23 protein-coding genes and 1 tRNA gene are annotated in these 25,325 nt (G+C 54.1%); 5 read left to right on the forward strand and 19 right to left on the reverse strand.

Annotated elements, in window-relative coordinates; translation table 11 throughout:
- Positions 1-10: 10 nt before the first annotated feature.
- Both hisG and hisI read right to left on the reverse strand, forming a co-directional pair.
- Entirely contained in the window at positions 11-895 is an 885-nt protein-coding gene (gene hisG, locus G6R38_RS03395; protein ID WP_166820255.1) for an ATP phosphoribosyltransferase, read from the reverse strand.
- A gap of 183 nt (positions 896-1,078) precedes the next feature.
- Positions 1,079-1,480, reverse strand: coding sequence for a phosphoribosyl-AMP cyclohydrolase (gene hisI, locus G6R38_RS03400; RefSeq protein ID WP_166820256.1), 402 nt, complete (start codon positions 1,478-1,480; stop codon positions 1,079-1,081).
- Between the two features lie 219 nt (positions 1,481-1,699).
- Between hisI and cysC the strand changes: the two genes are divergently transcribed.
- Positions 1,700-2,311 carry an adenylyl-sulfate kinase gene (cysC, locus tag G6R38_RS03405; RefSeq protein WP_166820257.1) on the forward strand — a complete coding sequence of 204 codons (612 nt, stop codon included), beginning with the start codon at positions 1,700-1,702 and terminating at the stop codon, positions 2,309-2,311.
- Positions 2,312-2,455: 144 nt separating this feature from the next.
- On the opposite strand, the gene G6R38_RS03410 is transcribed toward cysC, so the two are convergent.
- On the reverse strand, positions 2,456-2,887 hold the full coding sequence (locus G6R38_RS03410) for a hypothetical protein (RefSeq protein ID WP_166820258.1): 432 nt from the start codon (positions 2,885-2,887) through the stop codon (positions 2,456-2,458).
- A 265-nt stretch (positions 2,888-3,152) separates the two neighbouring features.
- On the opposite strand from G6R38_RS03410, the gene G6R38_RS03415 reads away from it, so the two are divergent.
- From G6R38_RS03415 to G6R38_RS03430, 4 genes are all read left to right on the forward strand, one after another.
- The gene (locus G6R38_RS03415; protein ID WP_166820259.1) at positions 3,153-4,094 is read left to right on the forward strand and encodes an HDOD domain-containing protein; all 942 of its coding nucleotides are present in this window, start codon (positions 3,153-3,155) and stop codon (positions 4,092-4,094) included.
- 74 nt (positions 4,095-4,168) lie between these two features.
- A complete protein-coding gene (locus tag G6R38_RS03420) occupies positions 4,169-5,092 on the forward strand; it encodes an HDOD domain-containing protein (protein WP_166820260.1) in 924 nt (307 codons plus the stop codon).
- 260 nt (positions 5,093-5,352) lie between these two features.
- On the forward strand, positions 5,353-6,180 hold the full coding sequence (locus G6R38_RS03425; protein ID WP_166820261.1) for a hypothetical protein: 828 nt from the start codon (positions 5,353-5,355) through the stop codon (positions 6,178-6,180).
- Positions 6,181-6,264: 84 nt separating this feature from the next.
- Positions 6,265-6,336: transfer RNA gene (locus G6R38_RS03430), tRNA-Gln, on the forward strand.
- A 206-nt stretch (positions 6,337-6,542) separates the two neighbouring features.
- On the opposite strand, the gene G6R38_RS03435 is transcribed toward G6R38_RS03430, so the two are convergent.
- The 16 genes from G6R38_RS03435 to G6R38_RS03510 all read right to left on the reverse strand — a co-directional run bounded on the left by G6R38_RS03435 (position 6,543) and on the right by G6R38_RS03510 (position 25,298).
- Positions 6,543-8,015 carry a DUF1501 domain-containing protein gene (locus G6R38_RS03435; RefSeq protein WP_166820262.1) on the reverse strand — a complete coding sequence of 491 codons (1,473 nt, stop codon included), beginning with the start codon at positions 8,013-8,015 and terminating at the stop codon, positions 6,543-6,545.
- A gap of 5 nt (positions 8,016-8,020) precedes the next feature.
- A complete protein-coding gene (locus tag G6R38_RS03440) occupies positions 8,021-10,510 on the reverse strand; it encodes a PSD1 and planctomycete cytochrome C domain-containing protein (protein ID WP_166820263.1) in 2,490 nt (829 codons plus the stop codon).
- Positions 10,511-10,804: 294 nt separating this feature from the next.
- On the reverse strand, positions 10,805-11,638 hold the full coding sequence (locus tag G6R38_RS03445) for a sugar phosphate isomerase/epimerase family protein (RefSeq protein WP_166820264.1): 834 nt from the start codon (positions 11,636-11,638) through the stop codon (positions 10,805-10,807).
- A gap of 13 nt (positions 11,639-11,651) precedes the next feature.
- Positions 11,652-12,032: a hypothetical protein gene (locus G6R38_RS03450; RefSeq protein WP_166820265.1), complete on the reverse strand. Its 381-nt coding sequence runs from the start codon at positions 12,030-12,032 to the stop codon at positions 11,652-11,654.
- Positions 12,033-12,128: 96 nt separating this feature from the next.
- Positions 12,129-12,521: a hypothetical protein gene (locus tag G6R38_RS03455; RefSeq protein WP_166820266.1), complete on the reverse strand. Its 393-nt coding sequence runs from the start codon at positions 12,519-12,521 to the stop codon at positions 12,129-12,131.
- Between the two features lie 290 nt (positions 12,522-12,811).
- Positions 12,812-13,702 (reverse strand): phytoene/squalene synthase family protein, encoded by an 891-nt coding sequence (locus tag G6R38_RS03460; protein ID WP_166820267.1) that lies wholly within the window; start codon positions 13,700-13,702, stop codon positions 12,812-12,814.
- Positions 13,683-14,648 carry a squalene synthase HpnC gene (gene hpnC, locus G6R38_RS03465; protein WP_166820268.1) on the reverse strand — a complete coding sequence of 322 codons (966 nt, stop codon included), beginning with the start codon at positions 14,646-14,648 and terminating at the stop codon, positions 13,683-13,685. The genes G6R38_RS03460 and hpnC overlap by 20 nt, the downstream gene beginning before the upstream one ends.
- A gap of 8 nt (positions 14,649-14,656) precedes the next feature.
- Positions 14,657-16,039, reverse strand: a complete 1,383-nt coding sequence (locus G6R38_RS03470) for an NAD(P)(+) transhydrogenase (Re/Si-specific) subunit beta (protein ID WP_166820269.1) — start codon at positions 16,037-16,039, stop codon at positions 14,657-14,659.
- Positions 16,040-16,081: 42 nt separating this feature from the next.
- A complete protein-coding gene (locus G6R38_RS03475; RefSeq protein WP_206028472.1) occupies positions 16,082-16,348 on the reverse strand; it encodes an NAD(P) transhydrogenase subunit alpha in 267 nt (88 codons plus the stop codon).
- 109 nt (positions 16,349-16,457) lie between these two features.
- A complete protein-coding gene (locus G6R38_RS03480) occupies positions 16,458-17,648 on the reverse strand; it encodes a Re/Si-specific NAD(P)(+) transhydrogenase subunit alpha (RefSeq protein WP_206028445.1) in 1,191 nt (396 codons plus the stop codon).
- Entirely contained in the window at positions 17,590-17,760 is a 171-nt protein-coding gene (locus tag G6R38_RS03485) for a hypothetical protein (RefSeq protein ID WP_166820271.1), read from the reverse strand. The genes G6R38_RS03480 and G6R38_RS03485 overlap by 59 nt, the downstream gene beginning before the upstream one ends.
- A gap of 72 nt (positions 17,761-17,832) precedes the next feature.
- The gene (locus G6R38_RS03490) at positions 17,833-21,204 is read right to left on the reverse strand and encodes a serine/threonine-protein kinase (protein WP_166820272.1); all 3,372 of its coding nucleotides are present in this window, start codon (positions 21,202-21,204) and stop codon (positions 17,833-17,835) included.
- A 279-nt stretch (positions 21,205-21,483) separates the two neighbouring features.
- Positions 21,484-22,218 (reverse strand): ECF-type sigma factor, encoded by a 735-nt coding sequence (locus tag G6R38_RS03495; protein WP_206028446.1) that lies wholly within the window; start codon positions 22,216-22,218, stop codon positions 21,484-21,486.
- 134 nt (positions 22,219-22,352) lie between these two features.
- Complete coding sequence (locus tag G6R38_RS03500) at positions 22,353-23,753, reverse strand: DUF1501 domain-containing protein (RefSeq protein ID WP_166820273.1); 1,401 nt, start codon at positions 23,751-23,753, stop codon at positions 22,353-22,355.
- A 224-nt stretch (positions 23,754-23,977) separates the two neighbouring features.
- Complete coding sequence (locus tag G6R38_RS03505; RefSeq protein ID WP_166820274.1) at positions 23,978-24,529, reverse strand: hypothetical protein; 552 nt, start codon at positions 24,527-24,529, stop codon at positions 23,978-23,980.
- 199 nt (positions 24,530-24,728) lie between these two features.
- Entirely contained in the window at positions 24,729-25,298 is a 570-nt protein-coding gene (locus G6R38_RS03510; RefSeq protein WP_166820275.1) for a peroxiredoxin, read from the reverse strand.
- Positions 25,299-25,325 lie beyond the last annotated feature (27 nt).

Below are 25,325 nucleotides of genomic sequence, written 5' to 3' on the forward strand. Positions count from 1 at the left end.
CTTACGAAACCTATTCAATAATCTTATTGATCGGATACTCGACGATTCCACGAGCACCAACGGCTTTGAGGTTCGGAATCATTGTGCGGACGACCGACTCATCCACGATGGCAATGATATCCACCCAGTCTGGATCAGACAGAGAAGAGACGGTTGGCGACTGCAACGAGGGAAGTTGTGACAAGACTTGATCGAGATCCGTGCGACGCACGTTCATCATGATCCCGACTTTGTTCTCAGCAGCCAAACACGATTCCAGCATCAGGGCAATATTCTGCAACTTCGTGCGAGTCCACTCGTTTTCCCACGCCTTCTTGTTGGCGATGAGTCGGGGCGTGCTTTGCAGCACCTCGGCAACAATCCGTAAATTGTTTGCACGCAAGGAGTTTCCAGTTTCCGTCACTTCGACAATTGCATCGGCTAACCGGGGCGGTTTGACTTCCGTGGCCCCCCAAGAGAATTCCACTTTCGCGGTCACGCCGTGTTCAGCCAAGAAGCTCTTCGTCAACCCGACCGCTTCCGTCGCGATCCGTTTGCCTTCCATATCCTGAACCGTTTTGATCGGCGAGTCCTCAGGAACACAAAGAACCCAACGGACCGGTCGACGACTCACTTTCGAGAACACAAGTTCGCAAACTTCGTGCACATCGGCCTGATTCTCTTGAATCCAGTCGTGGCCGGTGATTCCGGCATCGAGAATGCCTTCTTCCACATATCGCGCCATTTCCTGGGCACGAATGAGCAAGCACTCGATTTCTTCATCATCAATCGACGGAAAATACGATCGCGACGAAAATTTGATGTTGTATCCGGCTCGGCGGAAGAGTTCCGCGGTCGCGTCTTTCAGACTTCCAGCAGGAATTCCAAGTTTCAGCCGAGTATCATCAGAGAACATCGAATCTCAACTATCCGTGAAAGGGGAAAACAAGCGTTCCAGGCGGAAATTCCCAACTACGAGATGAGTCTCGCCCGTCTTGCGTAAGATTAACGGTTCCCAGCGACAACGTCCACAGACCGGAATCGTTGCAGACATCGGCCGCACTCGAAATGAGAACGGCCACTGATCATCACCGAGCCATCACTTTTTCTTGTAGACTTCGGCGGGATCAAAGACGCGTTCGCCGATGACTTCCACCTTGCCCGTGTGGCGATCAATCTTGCGGAAGAAACAGGACTGAAAGCCTTCGTGACAGGCGGCTCCACCGATTTGCGTCACTTTCAGCAAGACGGTGTCGCGGTCGCAGTCGTAGAAGATCTCGTGGACTTCTTGAACGTTGCCACTTTCTTCGCCTTTTCGCCACAGTTTTTTGCGGCTCCGACTGTAATAGCACGCTCGACCGTTTTTCAGGGTTTCGTCCCAGGCTTCTTCGTTCATGTAGGCCAGCATCAACACAACGCCTGTGTCATGGTCTTGGGCGATGACCGGAATCAGCGGAGCTTTTTCGAAATCGGGGCGGGCAGGGGAGTCGAGATCGGTCACGGAGATCACTTTTTGAATCAAAACAGATTGACAACAGGTTTCTTTCACGGGGACGGGCTTCCATCGCCTTCGCCGTTTCCCTAGTATCTTCGCTGGTTCGGCATCGTGCAACCATCTGCCGAATCTTCTTTCCAGGGCCGATGTCTGATGCGTTCGGCCAACCAACACCGCTTTCAACTGTGTTCAAACACGCAACTTTTTTTCACAAGGGAGCCACATATGGCAGATCAAGTTTCCACGAACATTACCTGGCACGACCACAGTGTTTCTTCCGAAGATCGGGCGAAACTCAACGGCCACACCGGTTGTGTGCTCTGGTTCACGGGGTTGAGCGGCTGCGGCAAAAGCACAATCGCCAACACCGTCGATCACCTGTTGCACTCCGAAGGCGTACACACGTATGTTCTCGATGGCGACAACATTCGTCATGGTCTGAACAAGAACCTCGGTTTTTCCCCCGAAGACCGAACCGAAAACATCCGACGAATCGGTGAAGTCGCGAAATTGTTCGCCGACGCTGGAACCGTCACTTTGACGGCTTTCATCTCACCATACCGAGCCGACCGCGATCAAGTCCGCGAAATCATGCCGGAAGGCAGCTTCATCGAAGTTTATGTAAACGCTTCGCTGGAAACCTGCGAGAAACGCGACCCGAAAGGCTTGTACAAGAAAGCACGAGCGGGCGAAATCAAAGGTTTCACCGGAATCGATGCCCCCTACGAAGAACCCGAAAAAGCCGAACTCGTTCTGGATTCGGACAATAAGGGTATCGATGAACTCGCCAAAGAGGTGGTCGAATACCTCAAAGCCAACGGCAAGCTCAAAGCGTAATTGTCATCGGTCATCGGCCCGTGAGTGGAATCATGTTCGATCTCATTAGCATCGTCATTAACACGGCCATTGGCATCGCGACGGAAGTTGTCGGTTGGGTGCTGATGACGTATTTCGGTCGACTGTGAACCGCCGACTGATCTCTCAATTGGCGTGGCCGTTCGAATTTCGAGATTTGATTTGCGTGAGTTGGCGTTCCAACTCACGCTTTTTTTGTTGAATTTTGGAAAGCTCGACACGGGAATACATTCGCGTGGCCACCATATCGGCAAATGCCAGCAGGACGATCCACACAATCAGTAAGAGAACGACACACCAATAAACAGTCGCGACCAGCGGATTCTTGCCACGAATGATGAGCCAATCGCCGACGGGAATCAGGACTCCGACAAGGATGAGAAGACTTGTCGTTTGCACACGCCGGCGGAAGCGTTTGTAGTAATGCTCACGATCGTGGTCGTCGTGCAGGGGCGAATTCTTGGCCTCTCGCCATTCGCGAATGTTCCACCGAAGAAACGACAACCCCACCAAAACCAGCCCGACACCAGCTGTAATGGCCACTAGGGAATCATTCACGGACGGTTACTCCAATTGGGTCCAAACTTGCGACGATGGTCGATGTGACAGTGAACGCAATGATTATCTTTGGGGGGGAGGAATTTCAGTCCCTCTGGGTAGCCAAGCACAAACCAAACGTGCACTACAGTTCGTACGGCCGAATTTATCATAACCTCCTGACATCCCATAAACCCAGCGTGGCGATAAAAACATCCCGACCCACGTGAAAGGGGACCTATATTGAAGAAAACCCGTCCCTACGTTGCTTAAAGATGATAAGCCGATGACTAATTGGAAAGAGATCTGCGAAACGCGGATGGATCGGACCCGAAAATCGGTATTGCCTACGAATTTGAAGCTACCGATGCTCCCCAAAGCGGTCATCGAGTTCGGCAAGAAAGCCAAAGACCCGGACGCTACGGCGAAAGAGTTGGGCGCGATCGTGGAAAGCGATGCCGGTCTCACCTGCGAGCTGCTTCGGCAAATCAATTCGCCAGCATATGGGCTTCGGCGTCAGGTGCAGTCCGCCCAACATGTGATCAGCCTGCTGGGTCTGAAGAAAATGGGCATGCTGTTGGCTGCAGTCGCGGTTAAGTCGGCGATGCCCAGCAAAGACAGTCGTCTCATCAACATGCAGACGTTCTGGAACACCAACCTCGAGCGTGCGATCTTCGCGAGGGAAGTGGCAACGCTACTCAAAGCCGATAAAGATTTGGCGTACGCCGGCGCAATGCTGCAAGACTTCATCCTTCCGATTCTGACATCGCAAGAAGCCGACGTTTACCTCGACTTCTCCGTGCAGGACGGCCCCCGAAAACCACTGTCGAAATTCGAACATGATCGATTCGGCTGGGACCACGCTGAAGCCGCGGCGTACTTGATGCGGGATTGGGATTTTCCCGAGGAACTGATTGCATGCGTGCTGCTGCATCATCAAGGTTTGGCGACCTTGGCGAACAAATCGTACGGCCGAACCGCTGCCGGTGCGGTGGCCATCGCCGCCCTCATGCCGGACTTCTTCCAACAGCAACCCGATGGCATCACCGAACTCGTCCGTTTGGAGATTGCCTGGCCGGAGTTCAATCTCCTTGAGATCGCCGAACGCGTGGAGTCTGTCTTCCATGAAAGTGCCGGGGCCGATGGTCGTCAGCACATCACGTTCTTCCGTCGGGTTCAAAAATCACCGGTCTGCGGCATCGACCGACTCGAAAAAACTCCCGTGTAGTGTGAGCTTGTTGGTTTGAACTCCGGCCAAGATTCTGAGGCCGTGGTCTCATTCCCTGCGGAAAGGCGTGGTCCATGTCGGACGAGAAATTCTGGGCTGAGACCGTCGAAGCGAAGCTTGCAAATTCGTCTCAAAAGTCGTTACCCCCGACGTTGAAGCTTCCGGCTCTTCCGCACGCGGTGACGAAATTCCTCGAGCGTTCGTCCGATCCCAACGCCAGTTTGAAAGAGTTGGCGGCGATTGTCGAAACCGACACCGGTCTAACGGTGGAGTTGCTTCGGCATGTCAATTCCGCATTCATGGGTCTGCGGAACAAGGCGAAATCAGCTCAGCAGGCGATCGCATTACTGGGGATGCGACAAAGCAAACTCTTCCTCATCAACACCGGAACAAAGGCAGCCGTTCAGGCGAGGAAATCCAAACTCATCAATCAATCGAACTTCTGGAGTTCCAATCTTCAGCGGGCATTGTTTGCTCGCGAGGTGGCTCGAATTCTTGGTACCGACCTCGACGTCGCATTCGCGGGGGGACTGCTGCAAGACTTTCTGCTTCCCGTCTTGACCAATGAGTTCACCGATGAGTACCTCGCCTTTCTTGACAGCAACAATCAGTCCGCCGAGACATTGACCACGTTCGAAGATCGACAATTCGGATGGAATCACGCCTCCACTGCGGCCAACTTGGCTCGGCGTTGGCATCTTCCGGATGAGTTGGTCTGTTGCCTACTCTGTCACCATGCCGGATTGAAAATCCTCGCGGACCCGGATCTGCGAAAGACACCAGTCGCAGCGGTTGCGTTATCGGGAATGCTCCCTGACCAAGTCAACCAGGACCGCAGTGGGCTGGAAATGTTGTTCCGACTGCAAGAGAAATGGTCTGCGTTCAACGTCGTTGCGATTGCCGAACGTGTGGACGAACAACAGGAGCAACTAGGGCTCGGCGTGAGCAATCAATTTCCATTGTCTCGTCGCTGCCAACCCGCAACCGCGACAGCATAGCCTTCCGCTATCCAATTCGCGTTCTATCGATCGCTGTCAACACACAGCGAACGCCCGCGACCCATTCGACCAATGCACGCTTGCTTGGTGAAAACCCAGTTTTCTTGAGATCCGCCGACGTGCTCTTGACGTATGCACGCACAAGGCTTCTCATTCCATCATTCCGGCCCTGGAAAGTCACTCGGGGTCTGGTTAGAGTGTGGCACAGGCTGATGGGAACGCCTGAATCTGTTCAAGATACTCGAGACTGAAGAAACATCATGTCCGAAACCCCACCCTCAGGTTCAACAATGAGCGACGAAGAAGCCAAATCGCTTCCGAAACACATTTATCTGGTTTCGTTTCCTAAGATTATCTTCCTGTATCCAACATTGATTGCCGCACTCGTCTGTGGCATCTTGATGCTTTCCGTTGGCAATACCCAGGAAATCAAGGACAAGAACGTCGCAGCGCAGGCAGCAGCGGATACGGAAGCAAGTGGCGATGACACGGAGCAGGCTGCCGATACTCAAGAAGTTGTACGACACAACGAAACCGCTGAGATTGCCACGCTGATCTTTCTAACGATCTTCATGGCTAACATCGTTGTGATCTCATTCGACTTCCCACGAACGACCTCATTAACGTTCTTCTTCGTGGGTGTCGCTGCATTTATGGGAATCTGGTTGTTATCCAGCCAATACCCCGACTTACTTCCGGGGATCGGCAAGGTTCTTGGTAGCTTGCGTCCGTTTGCCAACGCGCAGTTCTACTTCATCTTCGCTGGTATCTTTATCATCATCTACATCGCTGTGTTTATCAGTGTTCAATTTGACTACTGGGAAGTTCGACCGAACGAGTTGCTCCATCACCATGGCATCTTGAGCGATCTCGAACGATTCTCGGCCCCGAACCTGCGAATCACGAAAGAAATCAACGACCTGTTTGAATACCTGCTCCTTCGCTCCGGCCGACTCATTTTGCAATCCAGCAACGAGCGTCGTGCCATCGTGTTGGAGAACATCTTCTTCATTAACCGGAAAGAAGCGGAAATCACCAAGATGCTCGGTGCCCTCCAAGTTCAAGTGCGATCCGACGATCACACCTGAACCAGCGAACGCCCGTCTGTGTCTTACTAACAAACAATCATCCCTCACCCACCTTCCGACAGTCGGAACGGCGGAAGTGAGAACTGCCCCGTGGTGTAATCGGTAGCACGAAGGATTCTGGTTCCTTTAGTCTGAGTTCGAGTCTCAGCGGGGCATTGCTGTAAGCTGTTTGATTGGATCGATATGCGAAAAACGGGAACCGATATTCGGTTCCCGTTTTTCGTTGTCGGTGGGAGACATGGTCGAGTCGCTGAGAATCGCTTTCACCGAGGTTTCGGTTTCGGCCATCGGTTGCACGGATTGAGGAGGTTAAACCCCTCAAGTAGTCTTAATGACGATATTGAATTCGGAGTTGCTGACTGTCAGGAAAACAGCTTGTGCACCACGTGGCCGTGGACGTCGGTGAGGCGAAAATCTCGGCCTTGGAATCGGTATGTTAGGCGGGTGTGATCGAGTCCGAACAGGTGCAAAATGGTGGCGTGCAAGTCGTGGACGTGCACCGGATCTTTGGTGGGATTCCAACCGATTTCGTCCGTCTCGCCGATCACTTGGCCTCCCTGAATTCCGCCACCGGCCATCCAAACGCAGAAAGCATGAGGATGATGGTCTCGTCCGGTCACCCTTTTGAACCCCTTGCGATTTTCCCCCACCGGGGTCCGGCCAAATTCCGATCCCCATACCACAAGCGTTTCATCCAACAGTCCGCGTTGCTTCAAGTCTTTCAGGAGTGCGGCAATCGGTTGATCGACCATCATGGAATTGTGAACCAACTCCGGCTCCAAGTTGCTGTGATGATCCCAGGACGCATGAATTACATTGACCATTCGCACGCCACGTTCGACCAATCGACGAGCCAACAAGCAATTCCGGGAAAACGGAACGAAGTTCCCAATGCCGCCACGGTTGGACTTGATCTTCGGTTCTTTGCGATCCAAACCGTACATGTCGAGAGTCGCTTGGGTTTCGCCGGAAATGTCGATTAAATCCGGGCAAGCCGACTGCATGCGGAACGCCAACTCGTAGGCTTTCATGCGGCTTTCGACTTCGGAATCTCCCACCGTCTGAAACTTGAGACGATTCAAATCGTTCACTGCGTTGATGGTCGATTGCTGCATTCGTTCGGTGATTCCCGCAGGGTTTTCCAAGTTGAGAATCGGGGCCCCATCGCTGCGGAACAACACACCGTCATACAGCGACGGCAGAAATCCGCTGGACCAACTTGCCGACCCGCCTGGCAACCCTCGGCCGACAGTCACCAACGACACGAATGCGGGCAGATTTCGGGCTTCGCTCCCTAATCCGTACGATAACCACGAACCCAAACTCGGTCGACCGGCAATGGCGGAACCGCAGTTCATTAGCAACTGCGCGGGCACATGATTGAACTGATCCGACTGCATCGAGCGAATCAATGCGATGTCATCCGCACACTCCGCCAGGTTCGGCAAGAGTTCCGAAATCTCCATGCCACACTCACCGCGTGGACGGAACTTTCGAGAAGTTCCCATGAGCCGGGCGGATTCCTTCTGCAAGAACGCGAACTGCAGGTCTTTCACAAGGGAATCGGGAACGGGTTGGCCATCGAGTTCGTTGAGCTTTGGTTTGGGATCGAACAGGTCAACCTGACTCGGCCCACCTTCCAAGTAAATGTAAATGCAATTCTTGGCTCGCGGGGCGAAGTGAGTGGCGAGCGGTGCTAACGGGTTGTCGGCATCGGCCGCGTGTAGTCCATCCTCATTGAGCAAACTCGCCAATGCCACCGCACCGGCACCGTGGAGGCTGTTCGTTAAAAACCGCCGTCGAGAGTTTCGGAGTAAGGTTTCGGAATGGAACATGAAGATTATTCTCGGGTGATAAATTCGTCGAGGTTCATCAAGACGCGAGCCCAGGCCACACGCAAGGCTTGGGCTTTCAGGTCGACCGCCAACGTGGATTTCCCGACCAATTTTCGGAGGTCTTCATCACTAGCCGACTCAATTAACTGACGTTGCTCGGAGAGGTAATCGAGTGCGCGTTGCTGTTCTTGTTCTGTCGGTTTCCGTCCGAGACACGTCTGGTAGCTCTCGGCAATCCATTCCTCAGGTTCTTCGCCAGCGATTGTAAGAAGTCGATTTGCAAGATGTTGAGCACACTCAAAGAACACCGGATCGTTGAGCAATGTCAGCGACTGCAACGGAGAATTGGAGACTTCACGTTGAGGACAGGAAACGGTCGTATCCGGGGCATCAAACGTGGTCAGCATCGGGTACGGCGTTCCACGTCGAAAAAGAATGTACAAGCCCCGCCGATACCGATCTCGTCCGTCGCTAATCTTCCAGTCCTGGTTTCGACTAATCGAAATCACGCGTGCATCGAGATGGGGCCGAATGCTCGGCCCGCCGATTTTCGGATGCAACAAACCGCTCGCTGCCAGTGAAACATCGCGAACGACTTCTGCTTCCAAACGGAACCGCGACTGCCGGGCGAGCAGCGTATTCAACGGATCAATCTGAGCGAGTTTCGGTCGATGGTGTGATGACTGACGATACGTCGCGGATATGACAATCTGTCGAATCAGCTGTTTCCGGCTCCAACCCTCATCCCGAAAGGTCGTTGCCAACCAATCGAGAAGTTCGGGATGCGAAGGCGTCTCGCCGGAGGTACCGAAGTCGCCAATCGTATTGACGAGTCCGCGTCCAAAGAGTGGTTTCCAGATCTGATTGACCGTCGTTCGCGGTGTTAGCGGATTCGCGGGGTCCATTAACCACTGGGCGAGGTCCAACCGATCCGGTGCATCACCGCGGGCCTTCAACGGATGCAAGACTTCCGGCGTCGCCGGTTGCACAGGATTGCCCTTCCGCCGGTAGTCGCCTCGCAAATGAACGTGCGTAGGACGCTGCTTCGACACACTCGCCACTGTCGGAGCTTTGATCGCCGGAGCGTTCGGTTTGGTCGCCGCCAGTTGCTCATAGCGATCAAACGGCGTTTGTTCGTCGGGAATCAGCCGAGCGAACAGCGATTTCAGTTGCTCGCGTTCGTCATCAGTTCGTTTATTTTCAACTTTGCGAAGGATCGTCAGAATTGCATCTCGGTCGACCGCTTCTGACTCGTCATTCGCTTCAGACTGATCTGTCGAAGCATTCAGTCGGTTGACGATTCGCTGGATCGCGGATTTGACGTCCTCGACTTCGGTCTTCCAGGACTTGTAACGGCGTTCATATCGCTCCTGCACTGGGGCGGGAGCAGCAGGAATGTCCCGATCATCCAGTTGATTAAAGAATGCGTACATCTGGTAGAATTCAGTATGGCTGATGGGATCAAACTTGTGGCTATGACACTCGGCACAACCGAGCGTGAGTCCCAGCCAAATCGTGCTTGTGGTGCTGACGCGGTCCACTGTACGTTGCACGCGATCAAGTTCCCGGTCCGCCCCCGCTTCGGTGTTCTTCATGCTATTGCGATGAAAACCCGTCGCGATCTTCTGATCCAACGTGGCATTAGGGATGAGATCTCCCGCCAACTGAGCGGTCGTAAATTCATCGAATGGTAGATCGTGGTTGATCGCTTTGATGACCCAATCCCGATACATCCACGCATACGGTCGCAAACCGTCACCCAGGTAACCGTCGCTGTCCGCATAGCGAGCCAGGTCCAACCAATGGCGTCCCCAGCGTTCACCAAAGTGCGGCGAGGCGAGCAATCGATCAACCAACCGCACGTAGGCATCGGGTCGGTTGTCATTGACAAACTGTTCGACATCATCCGGTGACGGCGGTAATCCTAACAAATCCAGCGACAACCGCCGGATCAATGTGGAACGGTCTGCCGACGGAGAGGGCGAAATCCCTCGCGACTCAAGCCGCGAAAGCACAAAGTGATCAATCGGATTTCTCGGCCAGACCGTGTCTTTCACCGCCGGCGTTCGGGGCCGCTGCAGAGGTTGAAAAGACCAGTGCTTCGCGTAAGGGGCTTTCTGTTGAATCCACCGCCGAACGATATCAATTTGCTTCTGTGTAAGCTGGCGACCACTCTCCGGAGGCGGCATTTTCAGGTACTCGTCTTCGGTCGTCAGACGCACCATCACTTCGCTATCGCTGGGTTTCCCTGGTACGACGGCGTGAGTACCGCTGTCGAGCTTCTCCAAGGCGTCTTCCCGGCGATCCAACCGCAGACCCGCCTCTCGTGTCGATTCATCAGGCCCATGACACTGAAAACAGTTCTGTGCCAGAATGGGTCGCACCTCACGCAGATAGTCTACGGGAGGGGTGTCGTCCTCCGCACGAAGATTCCCAACCGTCAACACGAACAACCACGAACTGAGAACCCAAACGCGACGAAACGTGAACAACATAAGATAATCGAACTTCGCAAGAGTGAAGTTGATGAGACAAACCTCATCGTGCTAATCACAGAACCATCGATGCTACTAGTCAATCCGCGGAGCATCAAGGAACGAACGTGACGACGGGATTCTGACAGCGGAAAATTCCATCCTTCCGAAACCGATTCTGCGGAATTCTGCAGATTATCGCATGTCCGGTTGTGTTCAGGTTTCGGACTGATGAGACGGAAACATGCTCGCGATCTTTCACCTTCGCGATCCGCCAATTCGCATCAGGCGTCTAAAAACCCACCCAACGGTTATCTACTCGAAGTAGCCGCACTTTCGCAGGTGCTCCATGCTGTCGGCGAGCCGTTGTTGGCAGCGTTCGAGTTCGGGAGTTTCTCCGGTGATGCCTTCAAGTTCAAAACTGTAAGGCCCCGTGAAACCGATTTCGTCGAGCGATTCTCGGACCTTCAAAAAATCCACTGAGCCACCTTCCCCCAACGCCGGGAAGTGCCAGTCTTCAAGTTGTCCGTTGTGATCTTTCAGGTGCACGTGCTGCACAAACTCACGCACCGATCGCAATCCTTCTAGCACATCCACGTTTCGATTGTAGTACGTAATGTTGCCGGTGTCGTAGTTAAGGCGTAAGTGCGGATGATCCAACTCACACATGGTGCGTAGCATTTCCGTCGGATTGACGGACACCCCCGGATGCGTCTCAAAACAGTAGACAATCCCAAGTTCCGCCGCGGTGTTCCCGATTTCTTCGAGGTGCTTCATTAGTTGGGGCCGTTGCGACTCCGACTCGCATTCACCCGCTCCGCCCACAACACGAGAGACCTTCAAACCGGCCGCGACTTTGAGCTTCCGCAGTGTCGTTTGCAAGACTTCCGGTTTCAGCGGATTCCCGCTACTCACGTTTGCCGAGGAAATCCGCAAACCGGCGGACTGAACTTTTTGAAACGATGATACCACGTCTTCTTCAGTCGAAGCATCGGTCAGCCAGGGTGTGTCTCCGAAGTATGTCGGCGTTCCGGCGGTCCGGATCGGAAACTCGAGGTTTTCGATGCCGATCTTCGGTAGATTTTCGACGGCCGCATCCAGTCCGAATTTTAGATAGGAATTGGCGAAGCAGGAAATCAGGCGGTTCATGCGATTCGGTCTGTCAGTCAAGAAACTCGGTGATGTCCAATGGTGGTCGGTGTCTGTTGATGTAGCGTCGTCCCACGGTACCGAGAACAAGCAGATTCAGAAAGTGCATCACGCCGAGAATTACTAAGACCAAGCCGATTTTGTCCGCTAACCGTTCGACCGCCTGCGGCAGTGACTCCACGGTCGCTCCGAACCGCAGTGCCAAGGAAACGTACGCGATGTTCACCAGATAGAAACCGACGATCAACAGCATGTTCACCGCGTCAGCCATTCGCTCGTTTCCGTCGAAGATTGCGACAAGAAACACGCGGCCCCTCGACGAAAGTGTGCGTCCCACAAACACCGTGATCGCGATGCTGGTCAGTAGGTAGATGATGTGGACCGTGAGCAACATCGCGATTCTCCTTTCGTTCGTGCTCGTCTCAAGAAACTGTGTTACCGAAGTGCAAACCGTCTACCCGATACGAGTTCCCCAAGTTGGCAGTATGGTTCAACGGGTCGGTTCCTCACCCCATGCTCGGCGGCGTGGCGGATCGTATTTGTCGGTGTTTCGTGATTTCGCCAGCGAGGCGATGATGATGAAGTGCATGACACCGAGTACTAACAACACCAATCCAACTTTGGTGCTCAACAATTCGACGGCGGTTTGCACATCTCGCACATTGTTCCCATATCGCAAGGCGAGACTAATCACCCCAAAGTTGATGAGATAAAACCCAACAATCAGCAAATGCGTGAAAGCATCGACGTAGACTTTGCGATCTTCTTGCTCGCCAGACTCCACAAGTCGCGGACCATGCTTGCGAAGTGTTCGCCCCACCCACCAGGTCGCCAAGCAGCTCAAAACCAAATAACCGGCATACGTCGTTAACAGGATGTCCATTGAAGCCCCTCTCAGTATGGTTGTCGAAATATTCTAGGAAATCAGATCGAATCTGAACTTTTGCCCTCTTGAAAGTCACAGGACTACCCGCAACAAGACGGGCTTCTTAACCGAGAATCTCAAAGAGACGAAAATATTCGGAGACATCCGAAACGACGGGCAAACACAACCAGGAAGCAGCAACGGAACGAGCGTGTTTCACTTATGACCGTCAAGCGGTTGGTCTCGCGATGGCCAAGCAGTGATCACTTTTTCGTCTTCAAAGCGGACACGGTCGACCGTTAACGAGTTTAGCCCGCTGGTGACTTCGGTGCGTGACCCAACCAGCGGTAGCGGAATGCGGAGTCACAGGCGATCCAAAGTTTCTTGGATTTGGACAGCCGAACGCGTTCCCCGAAAACATCGAATTGATTGCGTTCGATCTTGGCGAGAAGTCCACCGTATATCCGCAGCATCGCACCGAAAATGGGACGGCCCTCCGGATGAAGACAGGGAAAAAGTTTCTCCGCTTGCGTGTAAAACTCGCGGGCACGATCTACCTCGAATCGCATCAACTCAAGGAACTCTTGGTTCACTCGATGTTGACGAAGATCTTCGTACGAATAGCCGAACCGATCCAAGTCAGCCTGTGGCAAGTACAGTCGCGACATCTCCGCATCTTCGGCTAAGTCTCGGAGAATGTTCGTGAGTTGGAATGCCGTGCCGCACGCAATGGCATACTGAATGGCCTCGTCCCCGTCGAATCCCCATACGTGAATGCAGCACAAACCAACCGCGCCCGCCACGTGATAACAATACGTTTCTAACTCGCTAAACGTCTGAATGTGCGTTGGATCGAAGTCGCATGCGACACCATCAATGACGGCGAGCAGGTACTCGGTGGGAATGTGATGTCGCCGGATAATATCGACCAAAGCGGGGTACAGCGGATGATCTGGCGGATTGTCATCCAATGCAGATTGCAAATCGCAGCGAAATTGATCGAGGTTGGCTCGCCGCTCGGGCAGGGGAACGGTTTCCTCGTCGCCGATGTCGTCAGCCAACCGCATGAACGCATACAACGCACACATGTCACGACGTCGCGGTCGTGGCAACGTGAGAAAAGAGAAGTAGAAGTTGCCTGCCGTTCGCCTGGCGAGTTGTTGACACCAATCGAACGATTTATCCAGTGGTGTGCTCATGCGGGGCGATCGAACGACGAGGCCGAAGACGCCGGCCAGTGGCTCGGATCACGCAACCGGCAAACATCCGGGCGGCGTCGGCTTTTGTCACTACGGGGCGAGTCTCCCACACAGAATAACCAATCCGCTCGATTCGCTCTAGAATCTTGAGACCCCCACGGATAAACAATTCGATATCCACCTGCAATCGTCCCGGCAACCGAGTGATCAATGGCAGACCGTCGGTTAAGAAAGTCCGTGCTCGTTCCACCTCAAACTGCATCAGCTTCAAAAACGCTGGGTTTGTCTCGCGACGTTCAAATTCCTCTCGCGTGTAACCGAACTGCTCGAAGTCCTCAAGCGGAAGATATCGCCGGCCGATGTCCCAATCACGGTCTACGTCTTGCCAAAAGTTTGCCAGCTGCAATCCGGTACAGACGTTATCAGACAACAGCACGTTTTCTTCGTTGTGCTGGCGTCCCAAATACAACACCAATCGCCCGACCGGATCCGCGCTGCGGCGACAGTAATCTCGGAGTTGATCGAACGTTTCATACTGCAGAATCCGTTGATCCTGCTGAAATGCGGACAGCAAATCCGCGAAGGGTTCCATCGGAATATTGAATTCGCGAATGGTTTCCGCCAACGCAACAAAGACGGGATGTCGCGTGGTCCCCTGGTAACAATCCTCAAGCTCGCTCTGCCACCAATCGAGAAGTTCTGCCGCTCGCGTGCGGTCACCGACTTCGTCACCTAAATCATCCGACCAACGACAATACGCGTACACATTGTGAAAGTGCGGACGCAGGTGTTTCGGCAGCAGCCAAGAGACAACAGTGAAATTTTCGTAGTGGGTTGTCGCGATTCGTCGGGTGTACGCTTCCGCTTCCATGAGCGTGGCCACTCGACCGTTGGCCAACGCCTCCGGCCCCCAGTCGGCAAGTTCGCGTTCGAATTGATCACTCATCGGAGCGTTTAGGAATCTTCGAGGGCTTTTGTGATATCGACGATCGCAGCTTTTCCGTCGCCGAACAGCATGAGGGCGTTGTCGGCGGCAAACAACGGGTTCGGAATACCAGCAAACCCGGGACTCAGGCTCCGTTTGATCACCACAACTGTGCGGGCTTTATCGACATCAATAATCGGCATCCCTGCGATCGCGCTTTGAGGGTCGGTGCGGGCGACAGGATTCACGGTGTCATTTGCACCAAGGACGATGGCAACGTCTGCTTGGTCCATCGTCGGATTGATGTCGTCCATTTCCTTGAGCAACTCGTATGGAATATCCGCCTCGGCAAGCAACACATTCATGTGCCCCGGCATCCGACCGGCAACCGGATGAATGCCGAACTCGATTTCACATCCAAGGGCCGTCAATCGAGTTGCTAAGTCTCTCACGGCATGTTGTGCTTGGGCAACGGCCATTCCGTATCCGGGAACGATGACCACTCGTTGCGCATCTTCAAGCAACATCGCGACCTCGTCTGCCGATGTCGATTTCACATTGGCGTAGATGTCGTCCGCGGAGTCACTCGAACCGGTGGACTGCAATGTGCCGAACAACACCGCTGCCAGCGAACGGTTCATGGCTTTGCACATGATTTGAGTGAGGATCAACCCAGACGCCCCCACCAATGAACCCGCTGTAATCAGCACGTTGTTGCCGAGAACGAAACCTGTCATTGCCGCGGCAAGACCGGAGTAGGAGTTGAGCAAGGCGATCACGACGGGCATGTCCGCACCGCCGATCGAAACAACCAAAAACACGCCCAATACCAAAGCGAGCGGCACCATCAGCCAGTATGCCAAAATGGAATTCGCGGCATCGAACGTCATCCATACCGCCAACCCGACACATAAAATGGCCAAGACCGCATTCAACGCCTGCTGACCGGGAAACCGGATATTCTTGAGTGCTTTCAACTCGCGGAGTTTGCCAAACGCGATCAAACTGCCGGAGAACGTGACCGTTCCAATCAATCCCGACAATGCCGTTGCCGCGAGTGTTGGGGTATCAACGTCGCTCGGGCCATCCGATCCTGCGAGAAACGCACCCGCGACCAACGTGGAGGCAATCCCACCGAAGCCGTTGAACAACGCAACGAGTTCGGGCATAGCGGTCATTTCAATTTTGATCGCCAAGACCAGCCCGGCGATTGTGCCAACCGCCAAACCAGCAATGATCAATCCCCAACCAAATTCCGGACCGATCAACGTCACGATCACCGCGACCAGCATCCCCAGCGCACCATACAGGTTTCCGCGTACGGCGGTTCGCGGGTGGGTCAAACCTTTCAATCCGAGGATGAAAAGCACGGCAGCCACGAGATAGGCCAAGTCGGTCCAAGCCGGATTCACTCTGCTCACTCCTCAATGGTCGTGTGTTCGTTTCGAGTCTGTCTACTTACGTTTGCGGAACATCGACAACATGCGATGCGTGACGAGAAACCCGCCGACGACGTTCATCGTGGCAAACGCAATCGCCAATACGCCGAGCACCTTCGCGGTTGTCGTCGCTCCCTGTTCGAGCGTCAACAATGCCCCGATCAACGTGATCCCACTGATGGCGTTGGAACCGGACATGAGCGGGGTGTGCAGCGTGGGCGGAATTTTCGTAATGATTTCCACACCGACGAAAATCGCCAACACAAACACTGTCAGCAACATGATCCACTGCGTCGCAGGTGTGCTCGCGTGGTTCGCGACCGTCTCGGCGAATAGGATCGGCATGGTGAAAACTGCTCCAATGTGGAATCGGTGTCAGGACGTGGGTTCGTTAGGTTGATGGCGTGGGATTGAGCAATTCACGCACACGATCGTTCGTGACTTGGCCACCATGCGTGATCAGAGTCTCGCGGATGATTTCGTCGTCCACATTCGGCGACAACTCGCCATCGTCGAGAACCGTTTTCTTCAGATGAACCAAGAAGGTCGCCAAGTTCTTCGCGTACATTTCGCTGGCGTGTTGCGGAATCTGCGAAGGCAAATTCAACGGACCAAGCACTTGCACGCCATTCTCGACGATGGTTTCGCCAGGCTGCGTTAGTTCGCAGTTCCCACCACGTTCGGCAGCCACGTCGACAATGACCGAACCGGGAGCCATCGCATGCACCATTTCGATCGTGATCAACGTGGGAGCTTTTTTGCCTGGAACTGCGGCTGTTGTAATGACCACATCATTCTCGGCCACGACTTTCAACATCATTTCGCGTTGCTTGCGATAGAATTCCTCATCCATCGCTTTGGCGTAGCCGCCTTGTCCTTCGGCGGATTGCAAATCGAACTCAACGAACTTCCCGCCAAGACTTTCGACTTGCTCCTTCACCGCGGAACGAACGTCGTAGGCACGGACGATAGCTCCAAGTCGTTTGGCGGTCGCGATCGCTTGCAGACCAGCCACGCCCGCACCGACGATGAACACCTTGGCCGCCGACACCGTGCCGGCAGCGGTCATCAACATCGGAAACATTTTCGGCAGCGTGTTCGCAGCGAGCAACACCGCTTTGTAGCCTGCAATTGTCGCCATCGAGGAGAGCACGTCCATACTTTGTGCTCGGGTGATCCGTGGCAACAATTCCATCGCAAACGCCGACACGCCACGCCCAGCCAATTGCTCGATGGCTTGGGGTTCCGAGAGTGGATCGCACATGGCGATCAGAATTTGACCTTCGCGGCACAATTCCAGATCGGCTTGGCCGTCCGAGGGGTTCGCACCGCCGGCTCGCACTTGCAGCACGATGTCGGCTTGTGAATAGATGGCCTCGTGGGAGTCGACCAACTCCGCATTCTTGTCCACGAATTCGTCGTCGGTGAATCCGGCAGCGAGACCGGCCTGCTTTTCGATCAGCACACGGCAGCCGGCTTTTGTTAATTGTCCGATCGTCTTCGGGACCGCCGCAACGCGGGATTCACCGGAAAACGTCTCCCGTGGAATCCCCACAACCAGCGGCGTATTTGCGTCCGCCATAACTCTGTTCTTTCCCTTCGACCATCGGCAGTTGCATGTTGAGTACCAGCAACTCGCCTGCCATCCACTGCGATGAACAATCGCGATTGACCACGAAATGGGATTCACCCATTTGGGACACCGTTATACTGCATGACCGACGCCGACGATAGCGAACACATCGAGAAAGCGGAGAATCTCCGATTCAACCGGCATTATCCGCTGTGGAATTCGTGCTGATCTCGTTCTCTAGCTTCGCTCGAATTTCCGTGAGATTCGAGTTCTCATCCCCCAACGAGCGGATTGCCGTTTCCAAAACCGGATTCAGAAACGCCATCCGCATCGTATCGGGTGCGTCATTGAGATTTCGAGCGATGTCCAAGAGTTGTCTTGAGACACGTTTCAGGTCGTCACCGGATGGGTCGACGGCTCGTTCGAAATACAGACGAATCGCCGTCAAAATCACTTCCAAGTTTCGACGATCGACTTTCTGAGATTCCACTCGGTCGATCAACTCGAACAGCTCGACCGTGCTTTTCTTCGATTGTTCCTGACGCAACACCTCCGCAATTGCCTTTTCATATTCATAGTACCGTTCCACCGACTGAATCGTCTCAGGCGTGCGATCGGCAATCAGTCGGTCAACCTTTTTCATCGCGGCGTTGGCATCACGATCCGTCGTTGCGTTGGTGTTGTCTTGGGCGGACAATTCCAAGGCGATCACACGTTTGCAATGCAACCGCGTGAGATGGAACCACAACGTCGTGCTATTCTGGAACTGCAAAATCACCGCCTGCTCAATACCATCACCAAGGGCCTTTGCAGCCAGCGAATAATCCGGCGACGGACCAAACAAATAGCCGTCCGCCAGGCGTTCGTAGAGGTTCGGTAGTCGCCGTCGGCGTTCGAGTTTTTGTCCCGATGCGAGGCTTGGATCATCCAATGAGTTGACGATGCTTTCAATCAGCTCTTGATAGACTGACACCGCACCGCCAACGGAACCGTCCGAAGTTTCGACGACATCTCGACCGAGGAAATGTAACGCCATTGCCTGCCCTTGGCGATCGAAAACCCAGTTCTCAAACGCGAAGGGGTTTTCATAGGCGTTAAAGCAACGCTCGCGAAACTGTGCCGCCATGCCGAACCGATTCTGGGCCGTCTCAAGCCGCCAACTATCCAACGCCAACCAACCGAGTCGTTCGGAAATCTCGGCCTGCAACGGGTGTTCGATTGGCTCCGGTGACGGAAAAGTCTCACGTGCCAACTCCTCGACCGCTTCCAAATCCGCCGCCGCTTCCAAGAGTTTTTGCACTTGCCCACTATCGGCCAGACGAATCGCATCCGCTCGTTGGCACGCCAAATGAATCCGGAATAGCGGACTGTCGTCGAGTTCCTCGGCATCATCCAAGTGCACTCGGCTTCTCAAGCTTTGCTTGCGATCGTTCAGAAAGCGGGCGTAATCGGCGTGGAACAATGCCAATAGGGACGGAGCCTCATTCGGTTCCGAATCGTAGGCATTCAACGCCTGTTTATACATCAACGCCGCCGCGAACTCCGCTTTCTTGTTGGTTCGCGTCATGGAATGCAACATCACCGCGAACAAATGCAACTCTTGAGCCGAGGCGTCAGCAGGAATGGCCGCCCGAATCCGATCGGCATCATCCGTTTCTTTGGAGTTCAACACCAAATTCAACGACTCCGGTTGGAGCTGTTGGAGTGCATCTTGAACGTCTTTGAGTTCGGACTGTCTCGCCTCGATCGCCAGTTTTTGCAAATTCCTCACACGACGTCGCGTCTCTGCGGGAAGTTTTGCACTTAGTGAATCAATCACCTTTTCGAGTTGCTGATAACTCTCCATGATGTTCGATTGCCGAAACTGCAACCGGAGTTCTTCTAGTGACACGCCGCCCACTTGGGTTTCGCCATCGTGAATTTGGTCGAACAGTTTTTGTCGTGCCGCGGGCGTGAACCAAGGAGTTTCATCGAACCACCAGCCGCCGTTGAGGCCGGGCAGCGACGCGTATTCGTGAGCCATCTCAACTTGTGAGTCCGAGATACGGCCCAGCCATTGAAACAGTCCGAACACCACCGCAACCGTCGCGATAACCCCGGCAGCAACTCCCATGATTCGACGACGACGCAGCCGTTTGGCCCGCTCTATCATCCAAGGGATCGGCAGCACTTCCGTGGCACCTTGGGAGCCCGTCTCGATATCGCTGGCTTCAACAGCCCGTCGCCCGGATAACGCATCGATTCGCGCCGACGGTGGCTTTTGCCCCGCTGATCGATTTCGGGCCGAACGCGATGAACCACGACGCGAACCGTTGTCGACGGCACTGGGTGGCTCCGGTGGGGGAACGAGTTTTTCAAAGGCAGCTTTGTCGGCGAACGGTTCTAAGTGTTCCGCCGCGATGCCAGGATGTTGTGGACGATCTTCCGGCCGTTTGGCCATCATCGTTTCAAGAAGCGTTTGCAACTCGGGGGAGCAGTCGTCACGGAACTCGCTTAGCTTCGGAACCGGGGATTTCTGGTGGGCACTTTGTTTGTAAATCAGTGTATTGAGTGCGTTTTCGCTGTCGGCATTGCGTGGGAAGGGCACCGCGCCGGTCAACAAATAGAAGAGCGTGCAGCCCAAACTGTAGATATCGGCCTGAATGGTCACCGATGCCGCGTTCCGCCATTGCTCCGGAGCCATGAAATCGACCGTCCCGAGCAACGTGCCATCTTTCGTGGTTACACGGGAAACAGCATCGTCCTGTTCGGCACGAAACCGAGCCAAGCCAAAGTCGAGGATCTTCACACGCCCACTGGAATCGAGCATCAAATTGGACGGTTTGATGTCTCGGTGGACCAAAAAATGTTCATCCGCGTGTCGTAAACCCCAAGCGGCTTGTCGGACCATCTCGCAAGCGGCACCGACCGGCAACGGTCCGTGTTCTTTGGTCAGTCGTTGCAAATCACAACCGTCGACATACTCCATGACCAGATATAAACGATGCTCTTCGTCACCGGCATCGTGGACCATCACGATATTCGGATGCACCAACTTTCCGGCATGTTCCATCTCCTGGCGGAACCGCTCGGCCGCGTCCACATCGTAGCGATCACGCAGCACCTTCAACGCACACAATCGTCGCAGCACCAGATGGCGGGCCTTGTAAACCACGCCCATTCCGCCGTAGCCGCACTCGGCAAGGATCTCGTACGTATCTAATTGGTGGGGAGTTTCCAACGTTTTCAACTTCGCGGCTGCACTTGTTCCGGCCGCGGATGGTGAAAACTGACGGAACAAATCTTCGATGACCGGTTCGTATTCCGGGAATCGTGTGAGATACGTCTGAGCCGACATCGAATCGCCGGCTTGCTCGCGATAATCGAGTTCTAAGCCGAGTAGGTGCGGAAAGAGATCGCTCCGCTTGTCTGTGGGGACGCGGTTCAAGAACTCTTCCAAGGGTGGGCGTTTGCCACCGATCAATTCCCGCTCGAATTCGTCGCAAAGCTGATCGAAACGTGATTCGTCCGATCTCGAATCTCGCGGCGTTTCATCCGTCAATTGCCACTCTCTCCAAGTCATCATTGAATAGGTCCCATGCCCAAGGCGTCGGGGCTTCCATCTTCGTGTGATTGGTGTTCGCAAGCAACGGTAAATGGAACCGACGTCGGAAGTTGTCGGCAAATTGCCCAGCATGCGTAGATCAGATCAACTTTTTGGGCCCAATGCGGACTCCGCACCGTTGATTCCATGACGATCCGTGTTCAAGAACCAATGCAACCAATGTCGTGAGTTGAAGCGTGCTCTCTCGCAGCAACGAGCGTGCCAATCCAAAGTTCCTAGCGTTGGGGGCTGGAAAACCGTTTACTCGGTTTCGTCCAATTCGTTGTCGAGCTGTTCGTCAGCTTGACTCCATCGACGACGGATAAGATTGAGTTTTCGTTCCACAGTTCGCGGAACGCAGCCGAGTTTTTCGGCAATTTCCTCGTTCGTGAAACCATCGAGCTTGAGCTTGGCAACTTCCCGTTGGGTTTCGTCAGAGAGCATTTCGAGAAGTTCTTCGCAACTTTCCGCGGCCATCGAGGCCAATTCGGGCGTTGGTTCGTCACCCAAGACCTGGCCGATCCCGGCCTTGCCGTCGTCATGGCCTGGCCGAACGAAAATGCTCTCACCGCGAACCATTCCTTCACCGCGTTTTTTCGCTCGTTGGCGTTTACTCTCCGCGTATGCTTTGCGAACAGTGATCGTCACGAGCAACTTCCAGAGTTCCTCACGATCACCGAGTTCAAACCGCCCGTTCGCCGCATGACGATAAAAGCTGTTCAACGCACTCAGCGCGACATCTTCCTCATCGGCCGCCCGACGATTGATTCCGATCCGATCGAACTTCCGCTTGGCCAATCGCACGAGTTTGTCGAAATAGCGATCCCATATTTGTTGAGCCGCCTGCTCGTCACCGCCGCTGAGTTTTTCGATCCAAATGGTGACATCATCGTTTTGATAATCGTCCGTCGACATCGTTTTTTGGTCTCCACACCCCGCGACGTTCGAAGTTTCCTCACCCAGCGAATCCCTAGGCATCACGCCGAGCGTTCCCATTCTAGGGATCGTACAGCGTGGAGTCCAAGCTGTTGTTCGCAACGGCTCCCGGTTGTCATGATTTCAAGATTGAACTCAACGGCACAAACTACGTGGCCCGAAAAACCGCTGCAAATTCGCCAATCCGCCAATCGTCACCCATGTAGCTCCGGAATGGGGTCATGAGCGGCCATTCGTAGAATGTCATCAGGCACACCACGCCGAACTCGCAACTCACCCACGTCGAACAACGTGCGTAGGATTGTCGAAATCAGATGCGGAATCGTAACGGGTGTGGTGGCCGGTTCAGCGACGTCTCGCGTCGATTGTCCAATGACTTGCCCCATCGGAAGTCCACCACCAGAGAGCATTAGTGGGGCAAGATTTCCCCAGTGATCGCGACCGCCTCGATTATTGATTTTGGGAGTGCGTCCCATCTCACCGCAAACGACCAACAAAATATCGTCCTGCAACCCGCGTGCGGCGATGTCTTCCAAGAAGGCACTCACAGCGTGATCGAAGGGCGGTCCCATGTATCGCATGCCCTCGTCCATCGTGGCGTTATTGGCATCGGCGTGCATATCCCACACGAAATTCGTGGTCACGGTGACGAACCCACATCCCCGCTCGCACAAACGTCGGGCGAGCAGCATCAACTTGCCCAGATACTTCACATTGTCGATATACCGCTTGAAGTTTTTCCATTTCTGGTCAATGTGACGCGGATCGATCAGCGGACTCGTGTCATATCGAGCGATCGTCTGCGGATCTTCTTGATTCAAATCGAACGCTTCTGCGACTCCCCCGAGAATTGTCTCGAAGGCTTGCCGTCTCAGCGGGTCGGCAACACCGTGATCCTGGTCTGCAAATGCTTTGAGCCGGTCCAACCGATTCAGTAACGAGCGACGATCGGCTAACCGATCCAACGGCAACTTTAGTTCCATGTCTTGTTGCAAATCACCACCGCTGCCGGGGATCAACGGCTGTGTCGCGGAACCAAACCCGCCAGTCGACGTGAGTTTGCCGAACTGTGTGACTTCTGGCTCCGCCTCGGGATTGATGGACTGCGGAATCAAAAGAGTATTTGTCGGCATACCGTTTTTCGGATGGTTCGCCCCTACCACTCGAGAATACAGTGAGCCCAAATTGGCATCGGAACTGAATCGGCTGACGACCGGTTTGATATCATGCCGCGCATCGCCGGTTGTAAACGAACGCACGACGGTCATCGACTTCGCCAATTGCGACAACCGAGGCAGCGAACCGCCAAACGTGACGCCCGGAATCGAGGTCGCCACTTCACCGTTTACACTGCGAATGTTCGATGGTGCGGTCATCTTCGGATCGAACGTTTCGATCTGGCTTGGTCCACCATGCTGGAAGAGAAACACCACCGATTTTCCCGTCGTCAGTCCCGGCACCAACGCTGCGCGATCGTCGCCACGTGACGTTCCCGATAGCAAATGCGGCAACGCAAGCCCGCCCAAACCGAGACCACCGATCCGCAGAAAATCACGTCTCCCAAGCGGCGAGTTTTGATCGTAGACAGTCAGCATGGCGGTTTCCTTGCGAGGCTTGCGGACTCCCATTCGTATCAAAACGTGCCAATTTGTTCAATGCACCGCCGGCCCGCCGTGAACTCCGATAGCAACCTCATGGCTCAACCGCTCTGCGAGCATGAGATGCGGTCGACCAATGACAAAAGCCGACCGGTCGTCTGAGTGACAACCGATCGGCTTTGAATTCAATTTCGTAACGCCAATTTCATTGGCAACGAAAACTATTTGGTCAGCTTCGTGGCAGCGTCAACGACGCCAGCGATGTCTTTTTCGCCGAGTTTGCCTTTGCCAAAACCGAAGTTTTCGCGGACGCGGGAGTTGTTCCACATCAGCACGGTGACGTCGGCGTTCTTGTCAATTTGGTAAGCTTCAGGGCCAGCTTGTCCATCGAAGATGGTCAGCGGGGTGTGCTCAATGTTGTTCTTCTTGGCCACTTCAGCGAGCTTGGATTCCGAAGCGTCAGGATCGTCGGTCAACAGAACGACGAATGCTTTCATTTCGGAGTTTTTGCCGATCTGAGCATCGACCTTTTTGACCAAGTCAACGGTCTTGTCATCCATTTCACGAGCGAAAATGCTGACGACTGGGCTGCCGCCGTATCGGCAACGGTAGCACAGAGTCGTGCCTTTTGCTGGTCCGGTGACGTCACGGACGTTGAAAGCATTGACGAACGAGCCGGTTTTCAGACCGGACTTCGGGGCATCGGCTTGAGCTTGCGACGCCACAGCGACACAAACAGCGAGGGCACCGGCGAACAACTTGGCAGCTTGCATTGTCTTCTCTCCTCAATGAATCGGGGAACTGGGTTTCAAACTGCGTTTCCAATGGAACGCTGGAATTTTACTGAATTCCGTCCTAAGTCAACAGAGTCTCAGGGTCTAACAATTGAAACAATTTTGATGTTTCCAAACTGTGATTTTTCATACTGAAAACCATATTAATTGGGAGATCACTGAGGACCTCGAAACACCTCTACTGCAACTCCCGGACCTTTTTCAAAATCGCTTGGCTATCTCCGGCGGCTTTCACCTTCGTATTCTTCAACGCGACTTTCCCATCGGGACCAATGAGGAACGTCCAACGCTTCGCGGTTCCACCACGCGCAAGGACGACTTCTTTCCCATCCACCGTGCGGACGATCTGCTGATCCTTATCGTTGAACGGCACTCCGAATGCCTTCGCGACTCTGCCATCCGGATCGGCGAGAAGCGTGAAATTGAGATTTTCCGCTTTTTTGAACCACTGATGATTTTGCACGGTATCGCCACTCACACCGACCACGGTGACCCCTGCTTTTTGCAACTTTTTCATGTCATCTCGAAAACCGCAGGCCTGTTTCGTGCATCCGCCGGTCATGTCTGCCGGGTAAAAGTACACGACCAACATTTTTCCATTGCCAACATGATTGGACGACTCCCAGGTTTCACCGGTGTCGTCGAGGGCGGAAAACTTCGGAGCGGCATCGCCGACTTCCAGATCAGCCGCTGACAACGCCTGACCAAACCCAAACACACATCCCAAAACCGCGAGAACTCGTAACATCGTTCGTTTCCCTCTGAATGGTGGATT

This window comes from Thalassoroseus pseudoceratinae (assembly GCF_011634775.1).
Lineage (GTDB): Bacteria > Planctomycetota > Planctomycetia > Planctomycetales > Planctomycetaceae > Thalassoroseus > Thalassoroseus pseudoceratinae.

Bases quoted from the DNA above. Each gene is read 5' to 3' on its own strand.
- hisG (WP_166820255.1), bottom strand. From the start codon at position 895: ATGTTCTCTGATGATACTCGGCTGAAACTTGGAATTCCTGCTGGAAGT.
- cysC (WP_166820257.1), top strand. From the start codon at position 1,700: ATGGCAGATCAAGTTTCCACGAACATTACCTGGCACGACCACAGTGTT.
- G6R38_RS03415 (WP_166820259.1), top strand. From the start codon at position 3,153: ATGACTAATTGGAAAGAGATCTGCGAAACGCGGATGGATCGGACCCGA.
- G6R38_RS03420 (WP_166820260.1), top strand. From the start codon at position 4,169: ATGTCGGACGAGAAATTCTGGGCTGAGACCGTCGAAGCGAAGCTTGCA.
- G6R38_RS03425 (WP_166820261.1), top strand. From the start codon at position 5,353: ATGTCCGAAACCCCACCCTCAGGTTCAACAATGAGCGACGAAGAAGCC.
- G6R38_RS03435 (WP_166820262.1), bottom strand. From the start codon at position 8,015: ATGTTCCATTCCGAAACCTTACTCCGAAACTCTCGACGGCGGTTTTTA.
- G6R38_RS03440 (WP_166820263.1), bottom strand. From the start codon at position 10,510: ATGTTGTTCACGTTTCGTCGCGTTTGGGTTCTCAGTTCGTGGTTGTTC.
- G6R38_RS03445 (WP_166820264.1), bottom strand. From the start codon at position 11,638: ATGAACCGCCTGATTTCCTGCTTCGCCAATTCCTATCTAAAATTCGGA.
- G6R38_RS03450 (WP_166820265.1), bottom strand. From the start codon at position 12,032: ATGTTGCTCACGGTCCACATCATCTACCTACTGACCAGCATCGCGATC.
- G6R38_RS03455 (WP_166820266.1), bottom strand. From the start codon at position 12,521: ATGGACATCCTGTTAACGACGTATGCCGGTTATTTGGTTTTGAGCTGC.
- G6R38_RS03460 (WP_166820267.1), bottom strand. From the start codon at position 13,702: ATGAGCACACCACTGGATAAATCGTTCGATTGGTGTCAACAACTCGCC.
- hpnC (WP_166820268.1), bottom strand. From the start codon at position 14,648: ATGAGTGATCAATTCGAACGCGAACTTGCCGACTGGGGGCCGGAGGCG.
- G6R38_RS03475 (WP_206028472.1), bottom strand. From the start codon at position 16,348: ATGTTGCTGACAGTGTTTGTGTTGGCGATTTTCGTCGGTGTGGAAATC.
- G6R38_RS03480 (WP_206028445.1), bottom strand. From the start codon at position 17,648: ATGGCGGACGCAAATACGCCGCTGGTTGTGGGGATTCCACGGGAGACG.
- G6R38_RS03485 (WP_166820271.1), bottom strand. From the start codon at position 17,760: ATGGGTGAATCCCATTTCGTGGTCAATCGCGATTGTTCATCGCAGTGG.
- G6R38_RS03490 (WP_166820272.1), bottom strand. From the start codon at position 21,204: ATGATGACTTGGAGAGAGTGGCAATTGACGGATGAAACGCCGCGAGAT.
- G6R38_RS03495 (WP_206028446.1), bottom strand. From the start codon at position 22,218: ATGGGAACGCTCGGCGTGATGCCTAGGGATTCGCTGGGTGAGGAAACT.
- G6R38_RS03500 (WP_166820273.1), bottom strand. From the start codon at position 23,753: ATGCTGACTGTCTACGATCAAAACTCGCCGCTTGGGAGACGTGATTTT.
- G6R38_RS03505 (WP_166820274.1), bottom strand. From the start codon at position 24,529: ATGCAAGCTGCCAAGTTGTTCGCCGGTGCCCTCGCTGTTTGTGTCGCT.
- G6R38_RS03510 (WP_166820275.1), bottom strand. From the start codon at position 25,298: ATGTTACGAGTTCTCGCGGTTTTGGGATGTGTGTTTGGGTTTGGTCAG.